The following is a 13,299-nucleotide window of genomic DNA, read 5'->3' on the forward strand; positions in this document are numbered from 1 at the left end:
ACTCTGGCCGAGATAGGGTCGGACGGTGACGACCTACCTGCTGGCCGGTGGCGGGACCGCCGGGCACGTGAACCCGCTGCTTGCGGTGGCTGACGGACTTCGCGCACGGCAGACGGATGCCGACGTCCGCGTCCTCGGGACGGCGGAGGGTCTGGAGTCCCGACTCGTGCCGCAGCGAGGATACGACCTGCTCGTCGTCGACAAAGTGCCGTTCCCGCGGCGTCCGGATCGCGCCGCCGTCGCGTTCCCCGGACGATTCCGGCGCGCGGTCGCCCAGGTGCGGGCACACATCGCGACCCACGGGGTGGAGGTCGTGGTCGGCTTCGGCGGTTATGCGTCGGCGCCCGCCTACGTCGCGGCCCGGCGTGCCGGCATCCCGTTCGTGGTCCACGAGGCCAACGCGCGTCCAGGGCTCGCGAACCGGCTCGGCGCTCGGCGCGCCGCGGGTGTCGGCGTCGCGTTCGAGGGCACTCCGCTCCCGCGCGCGCGGGTCGTGGGAATGCCGCTTCGCCGCGAGATCGAGGATCTCGACCGTGCGGCCCACCGTGCCGAAGGAGCCGCTCACTTCGGGCTCGACCCCGACCGTCCGACTCTTCTCGTGTTCGGTGGCTCCCTCGGGGCGTTGCGGCTCAACACGGCGTTCGCGGGATCGTGGCGCGATGTTCTGGATGTCGGCTGGCAGCTGCTCCATGTCACCGGCGATCGTTCTGACCTCGAGGATCCGGGGGAGCAGGGCTACGCGCTCCGCCGCTACGTCGACCGGATGGATCTCGCCTTCGCCGCGTGCGATTTCATCGTCTCGCGTTCGGGCGCGGCGACCGTGAGCGAGATCAGCGCTCTGGGCATCCCCGCGGTCTATGTTCCCTACGCCGTGGGCAACGGTGAGCAGGCGCTGAACGCGGCATCGGCGGTGGAGCACGGTGCTGCGCGGCTCATCCCGGACGCCGAGTTCACCGCCGACGCTGTGCGCGAGCGGATCCTGCCCCTCCTGACCGACACCCGGGAACGGCAGCGCATGGCCGAGCGGGCCGCCGCGATCGGCATCCGTACCGGCACGGAGAACGTGATCGCCATGATCGACGAGGCTCTCGGCTAGTCCCCGCGGCGCCGAGGGTCACGTCGCCGAATGCGGCGGACCCGGCATTCGTGGGACGCCGCTCGATGCGACTGAGAGTGCCCCGGCCGGGCCGACGCTCACGTGTGGGTCTGGTCCGCTCCTGTGCTCCTGAGTGCCGCACTCACAGCGGCGAGAGCTTGGTCCGTGTCCACGCGCAGACCGCGGACCTGTTCGGCAAACGCGGCCGCGGCGCGTTGGATCTGGCCGAGAGCAGCGTTCTCGTCAACGGAAACGAACGTCCCATGACGGCCACGCGTCTCGATGAGGCCGGATGCCTCGAGTTCCCGATAGGCCCGGGCGACGGTGCCCGGTGCAACGCCCAGGTCGCCGGCGAGCCGACGCACCGTCGGGAGCCTCGACCCCGGCGGGAGCTCACCGCTCGCAATCGCGGCGACGTACTGTGCGCGGAGCTGTTCAAACGGCGGTGTGTGCGAGGTCGGGTCGATGACGATCATGCGCCGTCTCCCTGGGGGAGGGTGCCCGACATGGCGGGCGAGCGCCGGCCCTGCGGGCGGAACGCGGCCGGGTAGCGCGACGCCGCCATCCTGCCGAGCCCCAGGGAGTAGGTCACCTGTGTCGCGCCGATCAGCACCGGGGTCCATGAGCTCATGATCGTGGTGAGCTCGGGCGGCGCGACGGCTATCGGTGTCAGGGTGAGCGTTCCCGCAGCCATTCCCAGAGGCAGCGCCGCGGCCATCGTCGCGGCACTGCGCAGGGACCATAGCGCGTCCGCGCGGAACAGGTCGTCCCACGCCAGCTGGAGGTCATCGCTGGCGACCTGGGGCTGGGAAAGGACGACGCGCTCCATCACGCGCATCACGACGAAAACGATGATCGCGAAGGCGAGAAACCCGACGCACCACAGCACGGTGTCGGTCGCGATGCGGCCGGGCTGGGCAATCCACCACGCGAGGACTGCCGTCACGCCCGCGGACGCAGCACCGAGGGCCACGGGGGCGAGGGCGCAGCGCCAGGGCTGAAGGTAGTCCTGTGTGGTGAGTCGCCGCGAGTGTGCGACGCGCGGGGTATCCGCGCTCGGTGCCCGCAGCTGATCGTGAACGGTTTCAGCCACCGAAGAGACGGTCAGCACGCCGATGACGATCGAGAGTGTGATCAGCCAGAGGAACAGCGATGAGCCCCACGACGCACCCCAGAGGACGAAGGGGCTCCAGACGACGAGCGCGGCGAGCACGCCCCACATGGCGGTGCGACCGCGTCGAGTCAGCCGCTCACGCACCCGCACGTAGTTCTCGCCCGTTCCGAACGGCAGCTTCGCTACTCGCTCGTAGCGCGCGGCTTGTTGTGCGCTCAGGTCGAGCCGCCGGCTCCTGACGAGGTAGACGATCGGCACGAGGGCGAGTGCGCACAGGAGCGCTGCGCTGAACCAGACCAAGCCGAACTCCACAGACATGTCTCCTTTGTATCAACATTGTCATAATGTGTCGATACAGATGCAAGACAGGTTCAGGCGGCGTCGACCTGCACTCGCTGCGGCCCGGGTGCCGTCACGCGCAGGCATGCCACCACGATTGCGACGATCGGCGTCAGGATGCCGAGAACCGCCGCAAGGAGCTGCCCGACTAGAGGTAACGACACCCCGACGACGAGGCTGATGGCCAGGGCGAGGGAGCGGTTTCGCCACGAAGCGGCCCACACGACCCAGACGATCGCGGCCGCCGGAAGAAGCCAGACCACGGCGCCGATCAGGCGGGGGTTGCCCGACGGCAGGAGCGTTCCCCACGCTGTCATCACGAGGACGAGGGTGAGTGCGCCCAGCGTCGCGGCTCCCCAGACCGCCCACCGCTGGGTCGAGCTGCCGCGGGGGGCGCGCAGGGCCAGCGCGAGGACCACGAGGATGCCGCATCCGGCCGCGGCTCGCATTCCGACGATCATCGCCTCGGTGCCATCGAGGGTCGTGTACAGAGGCCCCGAGACCGCGAAAGCGATCCCCAGGAGTGACATCACGCTGGCGGCAACAGCGAGCGCCCGCGCTGCGCGCCGCCGACCGCCCACGTCCGCGTCGGAGTCGCCAGCTGAGGCTGTCGCACTGGTGCGCTCGCGGTGGTCGGGCCAGGCGAGAGCGACGATCACAACCGCGGATCCGGAGACGAGGAGTGTCGTGATCGGTGACATGAGCATGACGGCTACGAGGGGAAGCGACAACGCAGCGCCCATCATGCTCGTGGCGACGATCAGCATCCGCATCCCACGGTGACGCGGGAGGCGGTCGCTGACCGCGATGAGCACCGCACATGCGGCTGCCGTCGATCCGAGCGCAAGGAAGGCAGGAAACAGCGCCGAGAAGAGGGAGCGCGGGCCGCCAGCGTCTGCCTCATCAAACCCGACGCTCCAGGACGCGAAGGCGAGTGCGGCGCCGGTTGCCGCGATCATCGCGATGCCCAGCGCGAGCAGCGTGCGTGTCGGATCGAGATGGAGACGGTGCCGCGCGCAGGCGAGAGCGACTGTCCACCACAGAGCCGGAACCAGGCCGACCTGGATTGCGAGACTCGCCGTGAACAGCCACGGGGCCGTGAATGGCCACCCGAACTGACCTGCCGCTGCGACGAACGCCGACAAGACCAGAGCTGCAACGCTGGCGACGCGCGCGGTGGTTGCGTCGAGTCGGGTGCCCAGGCCCGCCAGCGCTGCCGCCACTCGCTCACCGCGCGATGGCGTGCGCAGACCGGCTGCTTCGGCAGCATCCATGGCGGTTCCCACGAACGCCGCCGCGTTCGCGTCGCGCCACCAGCGCGGGTACCAGCGGACGAGGCGATCGAAACTGTCTCGGTCGCGGCTCATGCCAGAGCGCTCCGCGGATGAGCGGGGCGCGGTGTCGCGCCGCCGCTCGCTGCGGGGCCCAGCGCCCTGCGTGCGGCGGCGACCCGCTGCTCAAGCTCGGCGGTTTCGCTCTCGAGCTGAGTCCGTCCCTGGGGTGTGAGGCGAAAGTAGCGGCGAGCGCGCCCATCCACGATCTCTTCGCCCGAGACCTCGACAGCGCCGCTCGCGGTCAGGCGATCGAGCGTCGCGTAGAGGGTCGCGGTCTTGAGGGACGCTGTGCCGCTGGATGCCTCGGATACGCCCCGAAGGATGCCGTAGCCGTGCTGCGGTCCGCTCGCGAGCGCCGTCAGAATCCAGAAGGCAGTGTCAGGTCGGGAAGTAGCCATGGATCAAGAATATTCCTGAAAATGGAATATCCATAGCTCAAGCCCTGCGAGAGGCCGCGCGCCGAAGGAGATCCTCAGCGGCGCCGACCTAGGATTGACGGGTCATGATCAGACCCGACCTGAGTCTCCCGATTCCCGAATCCATCGAGGCCGCGCACTTCATCGGTATCGGCGGATCGGGCATGTCCGGCCTTGCCGGCATGTTCCTCGATCGCGGCATCCGCGTTTCGGGATCCGACCGCGCCGACAGTGCTGCTCTACGGGCGCTCGCCGCGCGCGGCGCGCGGGTGCACGTCGGCCACGATGCCGCGTACCTCGGTGACGCCGACACCGTCATCCACACCGGCGCGATCTGGCCCGAGAACCCCGAGTTCGTCACCGCGAAGCAGCGGGGACTCCCGGTCATCCACCGGTCGCAGGCGCTGTACTGGCTGATCGGCCGTCGTCCGCTGGTCTCCGTCGCAGGCGCGCACGGCAAGACGACCTCGACGGGCATGATCGTGACGGCGCTTCGGGCGCTCGGAGCCGACCCGAGCTTCGTCAACGGGGGCGTGATCGCTGACCTCGGCGTCTCGAGCGGAACCGGTGTCGACGACCTGTTCGTCATCGAAGCTGACGAGTCGGATGGCACGTTCCTGCTCTACGACACGGCGGTTGCGCTCATCACCAACATCGACCCCGACCACCTGGATCACTGGGGCACCCGAGAGGCCTTCGACGCCGCATTCGCGAGCTTCGGCAACAAGGCCCGGGAGGCGATCGTGCTGTCCTCGGACGACGAGGGCACCCGCCGCATCCTCCCGCACCTGACCCACCCGCGCGTCGTGACCTTCGGGAAGTCCCCCGACGCCGACGTCCGTGTGCACGGGATCCGAACGGACGGGCCGGTGTCGTTCGAGCTCACCCACGCCGATCAGACGGTCTCGGCGACCCTGGCGATCCCCGGCGAGCACAACGCCGTCAACGCCGCCGGGGCTGTGGCTGTTCTACTCACGCTCGGTCATGCCTTCCCGGATGCGGTGCGGTCGGTGGCGACCTTCGCCGGCACCGTGCGGCGTTTCGAACTGCACGGAATCGAGCGCGGTGTGAGCGTGTACGACGACTACGCCCACCATCCGACCGAGGTCGCTGCGGCTCTCGCCGCCGCCCGCACCGTCGTCGGCGACGGGCGCATCATCGCGCTGCATCAGCCGCACACCTACTCGCGAACGCAGCAGATGGCCGCAGAGTTCGCCCAGGTGCTGGAGACGCACGCGGACCACACCGTCGTCCTCGATGTCTACGGAGCACGGGAAGACCCGATCCCCGGCGTCACGGGCGAGCTCGTCTCGCGCCGGTTCACGGATGCCGACCGCGTCCACTTCGAAGCGGATTGGAGCGCCGCCGCCGCCTACACCGCCTCGATCGCGCGGGACGGCGACTTCGTGATCACCCTGGGGTGTGGGAACGTCAACCTCATCGTCCCCGACGTGCTCGCGGCGCTTCGCCGCTCAGACGCACCGGGGGAGTAGCCGTGCGCCGGCCGACCCCGCTTCCTCCCTCCGGTCGACCGCCGGCGTCCGAGAGTGACCCCCGTGATCAGCTCGGTCGCGAGAGCGCGGATGCGGAGATGACCGCGCCGATTCTGCCGTTGACGCCCGACGCGCGGAGGACGGATACCCCCGTGACCGACACGGGGGCGACGGATGACTCGCCCGCGCAGGCGGTCCCGGGAATCGGATCCCCACCGGCGTCGGGAAACGATCCGGGCGGCGGTTCAGAGGCCGTGGGAGCACGCGAGGTGTGGCGCGCTGCGCGAGCGCGCCGGCGGGCGTTGAAATCGGAGGTGCGTCGGTTCACGGCTCGGGCACGACGTCGCCGGGCGGTCTGGCTCGGTTCCCTCGCCGCCGTCGTGCTCGTGGCGCTCGGCAGCGTCGGTGCGGCCTACAGCCCGCTCTTCGCCGTCGAGACCATCACCGTCGCGGGCGCGGAGCAGTTGGACGCACAGGCCGTGTCTGACGCGTTGTCGTCGCAGCTGGGCACTCCGCTGCCTCTTGTCGATGAGAGCGCCATCAAGGCTGCGCTGGTCGCTTTCCCCCTGGTCGAGTCGTACACCGTCGAGGCGCGGCCGCCGCACGATCTGATCGTGAGGGTCGTGGAGCGCACCCCGATCGGGGTCATCGCCTCGCCCGCCGGGTTCACGCTCGTGGATGCAGCCGGTGTCGCGCTGTCCACGACGCAGACGCCGGCCGCCGGTCGCCCCGTGCTCGAGGTCACCGGGGGGACGGCATCCGATGCCTTCGCCGCGCTCGGCCATGTGCTTCGATCGCTGCCCGCAGAGATCATGCTCCAGGTCACCGAGGCCTCGGCGACGACACCGAACGATGTCACCCTGACTCTGGGCGGAACCGGTACGCAGATCGTCTGGGGCAATGCCGATGAGTCGGCGGACAAGGCGATCGCGTTGTCGGCAGCGATGCGATCTCGGCCCCCCGAGACGGTCTCCCGATACGACGTTTCGTCGCCATCGGCCGTGGTGATCCAGTGAGGCGCTAGCCGCCCGACGTCGTAGGCGCGTGCGCTGACGCGTGATGTGACGACACGCCACCGACGCGCGCCGAATCGGCGACATCGACGCTTAGCTTCGTGTCTAGGAAATGCATACCCAGCAATACTTTACACCTCCAGTTGAGGTTGAAGGTTGCAGGACACGAGCACAGGAGTCGGCATGAGCCAGAACCAGAACTACCTTGCAGTCATCAAGGTGGTCGGCGTCGGCGGCGGAGGCGTCAACGCCGTCAACCGCATGATCGAGCTCGGCCTGCGTGGGGTCGAGTTCATCGCTGTCAACACGGACGCCCAGGCCCTGCTGATGAGCGACGCCGACGTCAAGCTGGATGTAGGGCGCGAGCTCACGCGAGGCCTGGGTGCGGGTGCCGACCCCGAAGTGGGCCGGCGCGCGGCAGAGGACCACACCGAAGAGATCGAAGAGGCCCTCCGAGGCGCCGACATGGTCTTCGTGACGGCGGGCGAGGGCGGTGGGACGGGAACCGGTGGGGCTCCGGTCGTCGCCAAGATCGCCAAGTCGATCGGCGCGTTGACGATCGGTGTCGTCACCAAGCCCTTCTCGTTCGAGGGTCGTCGTCGTCAGAGCCAGGCGGAGTCCGGGGTGGCGCGCCTGAAGGAAGAGGTCGACACTCTCATCGTCGTCCCCAATGACCGGCTCCTCGAGATCAGCGATCGCGGAATCTCCATGATCGAGGCGTTCGCCACCGCCGACCAGGTGCTGCTGGCCGGTGTACAGGGCATCACCGACCTCATCACGACGCCGGGCCTGATCAATCTCGACTTCGCCGACGTGAAGTCGGTCATGCAGGGCGCGGGCTCCGCGCTCATGGGGATCGGGTCGGCGCGAGGCGCGGACCGGGCGATCAAGGCAGCAGAGCTGGCCGTCGAGTCGCCGCTGCTGGAGGCATCCATCGAAGGGGCCCATGGGGTGCTGCTGTCGATCCAGGGCGGGTCGAATCTCGGCATCTTCGAGATCAACGATGCGGCGCAGCTGGTCAAGGAGGCTGCGCACCCCGAGGCGAACATCATCTTCGGAACGGTCATCGACGACACGCTCGGCGACGAGGTCCGCGTGACCGTCATCGCCGCCGGCTTCGACGGTGGCGAACCTCAGACGCGACCTGACGCTGCGCCCGTGCTCCGCCGGGAACCCGCCGAGCCGGCCCCCGCACAATCGGACGAGGAGCCGAAGCGTCCCGAGAAGCTCGCCCCTGTGCCCTCGATTTCGGATGCCGCGTTCGACTCGGCGTTCGGAGACGACGATCTCGACATCCCCGACTTCCTGAAGTGACGTCTTCGAGAGCCGACCGCGTGTGCGTGGCGGGACGACTGCGATGACCACGCCGTCCGCGTCCCTGGCGGAGCGCGTGGCCGCGATCGACCAACGCATTGCCGCAGCGGCGCGCGAGGCCGGTCGATCGCCGGACGAGATCACGCGGATCGTCGTCACGAAGTTCCATCCGGCGTCGCTGATCAACGAGCTCTACGCGCTCGGTGTGCGGGATGTGGGGGAGAACCGCGCGCAGGAGGTGCTGGAGAAGGTCACCGAGGTCGGCCAGACGCCGGACCTGCGGTGGCACTTCGTCGGGCAGCTGCAGACGAACAAGGCTCGCGCGGTTCGCCGTGTGGCCTCCGTCATCCACTCGCTCGATCGGGAGAAGCTCGCCGTTGCGCTGGATGCGGCCGACGAGGAGCCGCGGGATGTCCTGATTCAGGTGAACCTCACCGATGACCCCGGACGGGGAGGTGTCGCCCCGGAGCGGCTCCTGGCCCTCGCGGAACACGCAGCCGGATGCCGTGGGCTGCGCGTGCGGGGAGTGATGGCGGTCGCGCCGCTGGGCGAAGAACCGGCCGCGGCGTTCGAGCGCCTCGCAGGCCATGCCGAAACCGTGCGGCGGGTCGTTCCCGACGCCACGTGGATCTCGGCGGGCATGACCGGAGACTTCGAAGCCGCCATCCGGGCCGGCGCGACACACCTGCGCATCGGTACGGCAATCACGGGTCCGCGCCCTGTCCGCGGTTAACCTCGGACCAGACGAGCAAACGGAGGATGCGATGTCGAACCCCTTGAAGAAGACCATGGTCTACCTGGGCCTCGCCGACGAGGAGGAGGTCTACGACGAGACGCCTGCGCCGGCGCCGACGCGCAAGTCCGCCTCGACGTCCGTCGAGAAGGCCGCTCCGGTGACCCCGATCCACCGCCCGGCAGTTGTGCGTCAGCCTGCCGTCGGCGCGCTGAACGAGATCGTCACGGTGCACCCGAAGCAGTACCGCGACGCTCAGGTGATCGCCGAGAGCTTCCGCGAGGGAGTGCCGGTCATCATCAACCTCTCACAGATGAGCGACGCCGACGCGCGCCGTCTGATCGACTTCGCGAGCGGGCTGTCGCTGGGGCTCTACGGTCGCATCGAGCGTGTGACGAGCAAGGTGTTTCTCCTGTCGCCGGAGAACGTCGCGGTCTCCGGCGAGGGCGCCGTGGCGCAGGCGGATCCAGAGGCGGTTCCTTTCCCTCAGACTTGATACGTGAACGTCATTCAGATCGTCGCCGGAATCCTCAACGCGGCACTTCTCATCTACATCCTCGTGCTGCTGGCTCGACTCATCTTCGAGTGGATCCCCATCTTCGATCGTGAGTGGCGTCCGCGCGGTGCGATGCTCGTCGTCGCGGAAGGTGTGTACACCGCAACGGATCCTCCGATCCGTTTCCTCCGTCGGTTCATTCCGCCGCTGCGTATCGGCAACATCGCCATCGACTTCGCCTTCGCGCTCACGATGCTCTCGTGCTTCATTCTGCTGTCGGTGACACGCGCCTTCGCGGCGTGAATGCCACCACGACTATGCTTTGCTGTTATCAACCGCCCACAAACGCGGGTCGCAACGCACGCTCGACCAGTGCCCGGGCGAACGAAAGAGGGAAGAAATGCCACTGACTCCGGATGACGTCGTCACCAAGCAGTTCCAGCACGTCCGGTTCAAGGAAGGGTTCGATCCCGACGAGGTCGACGACTTCCTCGACGAGATCGTGGTCGAGTGGCGCAAGACTCTCGCTGAGAACGAGGAGCTGAAGGCGCGGATCGCTGAGCTCGAGGCGGGCGCCCCGGCGGCGCCGGCTGCTCCCGAGGCTCCCGCGGAGGAGTCCGCGCCCGCACCGGCCCCGGCTGCGCCCGCAGGTACGCCTCTTCCGACGGTGGCTAGCGCCGGCCTGCTCGAGCTGGCTCAGCGCCTGCACGACGAGCACGTCGCAGAAGGTCAGGCGCGTCACGACCAGCTCATCGCCGAGGCACAGGCCCAGGCCGCCTCGATCATCTCCGACGCAGAGACGCGCGGCCGCGACGAGATCGCCCGCATGGAGGCCAAGAAGGCCGAACTGGATGCTCGCATCAGTGAGCTGCGCGAGTTCGAGCGTGACTACCGCTCGCAGCTTCGCAACTTCATCGAGGGCCACCTCAAGGACCTCGACTCCTCTTCGACCGACAGCGCGTCGGTCGCGAACATCACGAACTGAGGACGCTCTTGGCGTCCCGGCCTCCCTTGCGCCACTCGGCGGCCGGCATCACGATCGCGGTCCTCGCGATTGTGGTGCTGGCCGCCGATCAGTTCACGAAGCACCTTGCGCTGACGAACCTGCCGCTGGAGCAACCGGTTCCGGTGTGGGGCGAGTTCCTGCAGTTCTACCTGGTCAAGAACCCGGGCGCGGCATTCTCGCTCGGCGAAGGCTTCACCTGGATCTTCACGATCGCCCTCGCCGTCGTCGCCGGGGTCATCGTCTGGTTTGCCATCACGAGGGTGCAATCGCGCTTGTGGGCTGTGGTCCTCGGGCTGCTGCTGGGCGGCGTGCTGGGCAATCTCACTGACCGGCTGTTCCGCGAGCCCGGTTTCCCTGTGGGGCACGTCGTAGACTTCATCAACACGCCCTGGATGTGGTTCTGGATGAGCCCGGCCATCTACAACGTGGCCGACATCTTCATCGTCACGATGATGATCGGCGTGGCACTGCTCGTGATCGTAGGAGTACAGATGGACGGCAAGCGGCACCATCACGGTGAGACCGAGGCATCCGCCGACGAGACCATCCTCGGCGCCGCCGGGGACGAGTTTCCGCCTGGCGGCGGTGTCGCAGGCGGATTCGATTCCGAGTTCCCCGTCGCCGACCCGAACGCCGGTGTTCCGCGTGACGAGATCGGCCTGCCCCCGCTGAGCGAGGCCGAGCAGGAGGCCGTCGCCCGGGAGGCGGACCGGATCGCGGACGAAGAAGCGCGCCGCCACAACTCGTGAGTCGCCCCCGGTCGAGACCAACCCGTTCCGTAGCGGTACAGGCGCCTCGTCGGCGAGAGAAGAGCTGACATGCCGGCCCGGATGCTTCCCGTGCCCGATGGGCTCGACGGCGCCCGCGTGGATGCCGGTGTCGCCAAGATGCTCGGGTTCTCGCGCACCTTCGCCGCCGAAGTGGCCGAAGCCGGCGGGGTCAGCGAGGCCGGTCGCCCGCTCAGCAAGTCCGATCGGCTGACAGCGGGCAGCATCCTCGAGATCGTGTGGACAGACAGGCGCGAACCCGAGATCGTCCCGGTCGCGGTGCCAGACCTCGGGATCGTGCATGACGACGATGACATCGTGGTCGTCGACAAACCCGCCGGCGTCGCCGCTCACCCCTCCGTGGGGTGGGAGGGGCCGACCGTGCTCGGTGCCCTTGCGGCGGCGGGGTTTCGCATCGCGACCAGCGGTGCTCCCGAACGGCAGGGTGTCGTCCACCGCCTGGATGTCGGAACGACCGGCCTCATGGTCGTCGCCAAGTCCGAGCGCGCCTACGGGGTCCTCAAGGCGGCATTCAAAGACCGCACCGTCGAGAAGATCTACCACGCGCTCGTCCAGGGGCACCCGGATCCCCTCGCCGGAACGATCGACGCGCCTATCGGACGGCATCCGTCGCACTCCTGGAAATTCGCCGTGACCCCGGACGGGAAGCCGTCGATCACCCACTACGAGACGATCGAGGCGTTCCGGGGTGCCTCGCTCCTGGAGATCCATCTGGAGACGGGTCGCACCCACCAGATCCGGGTGCACATGGCCGCACACCGGCATCCGTGCGTGGGCGACCCCCTCTACGGCGCCGATCCGACGGTGTCGGAACGCCTCGGCCTGACACGCCAGTGGCTTCACGCGCGCACGCTCGCCTTCACGCATCCCGGTTCAGGCGAGTGGGTGTCGTTCGAGTCCTCGTACGCGCCCGATCTTGCTCGGGCGCTGGAGATCGTGCGGGGTGGGGAATCCGCGTGAGGCCGCCATCGCCACCGCACCGCGGCGATGCGGCTCAGAAGCTTGCCAGCAGATCCAACCTCAGCTGCGCCGTCACCGCGATGAGGGCGTAGTCCAGAACGGTCACCAGCGGCGCCCAGGTGGAGAGGGCTCGGCCCGCGCGTCGGACGGGTACCGCTTCGGTCCAGACGCCTTCGCGAAGCATCCAGCCGGTCGTGTACCAGAACAGCGGGATCGTGACGAGCCAGATGATCATGCACCACGGGCACAGCGACCGGTAGACGAAGATGCTCTGGATCGCGAAGTAGTGCACGAGGACGAAGGCTCCGGCGACGAAGATCCCGAAGGTCCGCCAGTACCAGCGACGGAGACCTGCGGGTGAGGCCAGAGCGCTGACGCCGGCGTAGACGGGACCCGCGAACAGCACCATCCCGGCGATCGAGTTGCTGAAGCCGAGGATGTTCCCCCCGGGCGAGAGCAGATTCGGTCCGCAGGTGACCAGAACGCCCCACTGGCACGAGACGATCGGGTCGCTGCCGGTCAGCTGCCCGATGTACTCGAGGTACAGCAGGAACGCGACGGTGCCGCCGAGCACGCCGCTGACGATCCAGAGCACGGCGAGGGCAGCGGTGGGTCGATGCAGGGCCACGCAGCAATTGTCCGGAGTCTTCTCGCGCCCAGGGTTCCCGAGGACCGGAACAAATCGTGCGGACGGCTGCCGTCAGGCCGTCCCGCCGGTCAGGAACCGGGCCTCTCCGTGCGGGGGAAGGGCAGCGGCGATACGTGCGCGCATCTGGTCGCCGACCTCGTCGAGGCGGTCGTGGGGATACCAGCCGACCTCGGTCATCTCACCGTCGACGGGGAACGGCTCGCCCGAGATCCAGCTGCACCGGAAGGTGAGATCAAGGTAGTCGCTCTGGTCGCCGTTGGCGTACGTGATCCGGGGGATCTGATGCACCCAGGCCAGTCGGTCGGCCCGGATGACGACACCGGCCTCTTCGGCGGCCTCACGGACCGCGGCATCGGCCGGTTCCTCGCCCGGATCGACGATGCCGGTGATCGGCGTGAGGGCACCGTTGTCGCTGCGTCGCCCCAGCAGCACGTCGCCCCCTCGGATGATGACGGCGGTCACGCCGACGAGCGGAAGCGGTCGGGTGCCGACGAATCGGCGCAGCTCGAGAATGAAGTCCGGGGTGGGCACGCACCCACCGTATCCGC

Annotated in this window: 16 protein-coding genes; 10 read left to right on the plus strand and 6 right to left on the minus strand. The window is 68.5% G+C overall.

Annotated elements, in window-relative coordinates:
- Positions 1-25: 25 nt before the first annotated feature.
- Entirely contained in the window at positions 26-1,096 is a 1,071-nt protein-coding gene (locus AC3ENO_RS06230) for a UDP-N-acetylglucosamine--N-acetylmuramyl-(pentapeptide) pyrophosphoryl-undecaprenol N-acetylglucosamine transferase (RefSeq protein WP_434969749.1), read from the plus strand.
- Between the two features lie 98 nt (positions 1,097-1,194).
- On the opposite strand, the gene AC3ENO_RS06235 is transcribed toward AC3ENO_RS06230, so the two are convergent.
- From AC3ENO_RS06235 to AC3ENO_RS06250, 4 genes are read right to left on the minus strand one after another with little or no spacing between them, the layout of a single operon-like run.
- A complete protein-coding gene (locus AC3ENO_RS06235; RefSeq protein ID WP_434969750.1) occupies positions 1,195-1,572 on the minus strand; it encodes a GntR family transcriptional regulator in 378 nt (125 codons plus the stop codon).
- The gene (locus tag AC3ENO_RS06240) at positions 1,569-2,528 is read right to left on the minus strand and encodes a hypothetical protein (protein WP_434969751.1); all 960 of its coding nucleotides are present in this window, start codon (positions 2,526-2,528) and stop codon (positions 1,569-1,571) included. The genes AC3ENO_RS06235 and AC3ENO_RS06240 overlap by 4 nt, the downstream gene beginning before the upstream one ends.
- A gap of 53 nt (positions 2,529-2,581) precedes the next feature.
- On the minus strand, positions 2,582-3,916 hold the full coding sequence (locus AC3ENO_RS06245; protein ID WP_434969752.1) for a hypothetical protein: 1,335 nt from the start codon (positions 3,914-3,916) through the stop codon (positions 2,582-2,584).
- A complete protein-coding gene (locus AC3ENO_RS06250; protein ID WP_434969753.1) occupies positions 3,913-4,281 on the minus strand; it encodes a PadR family transcriptional regulator in 369 nt (122 codons plus the stop codon). The genes AC3ENO_RS06245 and AC3ENO_RS06250 overlap by 4 nt, the downstream gene beginning before the upstream one ends.
- Before the next feature lie 104 nt (positions 4,282-4,385).
- On the opposite strand from AC3ENO_RS06250, the gene murC reads away from it, so the two are divergent.
- The 9 genes from murC to AC3ENO_RS06295 all read left to right on the plus strand — a co-directional run bounded on the left by murC (position 4,386) and on the right by AC3ENO_RS06295 (position 12,102).
- Entirely contained in the window at positions 4,386-5,792 is a 1,407-nt protein-coding gene (murC, locus tag AC3ENO_RS06255; protein WP_434969754.1) for a UDP-N-acetylmuramate--L-alanine ligase, read from the plus strand.
- Between the two features lie 98 nt (positions 5,793-5,890).
- Positions 5,891-6,808 (plus strand): FtsQ-type POTRA domain-containing protein, encoded by a 918-nt coding sequence (locus AC3ENO_RS06260; protein ID WP_434969755.1) that lies wholly within the window; start codon positions 5,891-5,893, stop codon positions 6,806-6,808.
- Positions 6,809-6,988: 180 nt separating this feature from the next.
- Positions 6,989-8,119 carry a cell division protein FtsZ gene (gene ftsZ / locus AC3ENO_RS06265; protein ID WP_434969756.1) on the plus strand — a complete coding sequence of 377 codons (1,131 nt, stop codon included), beginning with the start codon at positions 6,989-6,991 and terminating at the stop codon, positions 8,117-8,119.
- Between the two features lie 43 nt (positions 8,120-8,162).
- Positions 8,163-8,852: a YggS family pyridoxal phosphate-dependent enzyme gene (locus AC3ENO_RS06270; RefSeq protein ID WP_434969757.1), complete on the plus strand. Its 690-nt coding sequence runs from the start codon at positions 8,163-8,165 to the stop codon at positions 8,850-8,852.
- A 31-nt stretch (positions 8,853-8,883) separates the two neighbouring features.
- Complete coding sequence (locus tag AC3ENO_RS06275) at positions 8,884-9,348, plus strand: cell division protein SepF (RefSeq protein ID WP_434969758.1); 465 nt, start codon at positions 8,884-8,886, stop codon at positions 9,346-9,348.
- 3 nt (positions 9,349-9,351) lie between these two features.
- The gene (locus tag AC3ENO_RS06280; protein ID WP_434969759.1) at positions 9,352-9,651 is read left to right on the plus strand and encodes a YggT family protein; all 300 of its coding nucleotides are present in this window, start codon (positions 9,352-9,354) and stop codon (positions 9,649-9,651) included.
- A 97-nt stretch (positions 9,652-9,748) separates the two neighbouring features.
- Positions 9,749-10,333 (plus strand): DivIVA domain-containing protein, encoded by a 585-nt coding sequence (locus AC3ENO_RS06285; protein ID WP_434969760.1) that lies wholly within the window; start codon positions 9,749-9,751, stop codon positions 10,331-10,333.
- A gap of 8 nt (positions 10,334-10,341) precedes the next feature.
- A complete protein-coding gene (gene lspA, locus AC3ENO_RS06290) occupies positions 10,342-11,103 on the plus strand; it encodes a signal peptidase II (protein ID WP_434969761.1) in 762 nt (253 codons plus the stop codon).
- Between the two features lie 69 nt (positions 11,104-11,172).
- Positions 11,173-12,102 carry an RluA family pseudouridine synthase gene (locus AC3ENO_RS06295; protein ID WP_434969762.1) on the plus strand — a complete coding sequence of 310 codons (930 nt, stop codon included), beginning with the start codon at positions 11,173-11,175 and terminating at the stop codon, positions 12,100-12,102.
- Between the two features lie 34 nt (positions 12,103-12,136).
- Here AC3ENO_RS06295 and AC3ENO_RS06300 read toward each other — a convergent pair whose 3' ends face one another.
- Both AC3ENO_RS06300 and AC3ENO_RS06305 read right to left on the minus strand, forming a co-directional pair.
- Positions 12,137-12,730, minus strand: coding sequence for a vitamin K epoxide reductase family protein (locus AC3ENO_RS06300; RefSeq protein WP_434969763.1), 594 nt, complete (start codon positions 12,728-12,730; stop codon positions 12,137-12,139).
- Positions 12,731-12,802: 72 nt separating this feature from the next.
- The gene (locus tag AC3ENO_RS06305; RefSeq protein ID WP_434969764.1) at positions 12,803-13,282 is read right to left on the minus strand and encodes an NUDIX hydrolase; all 480 of its coding nucleotides are present in this window, start codon (positions 13,280-13,282) and stop codon (positions 12,803-12,805) included.
- Between the last annotated feature and the right edge of the window lie 17 nt (positions 13,283-13,299).

Source organism: Microbacterium sp. bgisy207, from assembly GCF_057706855.1.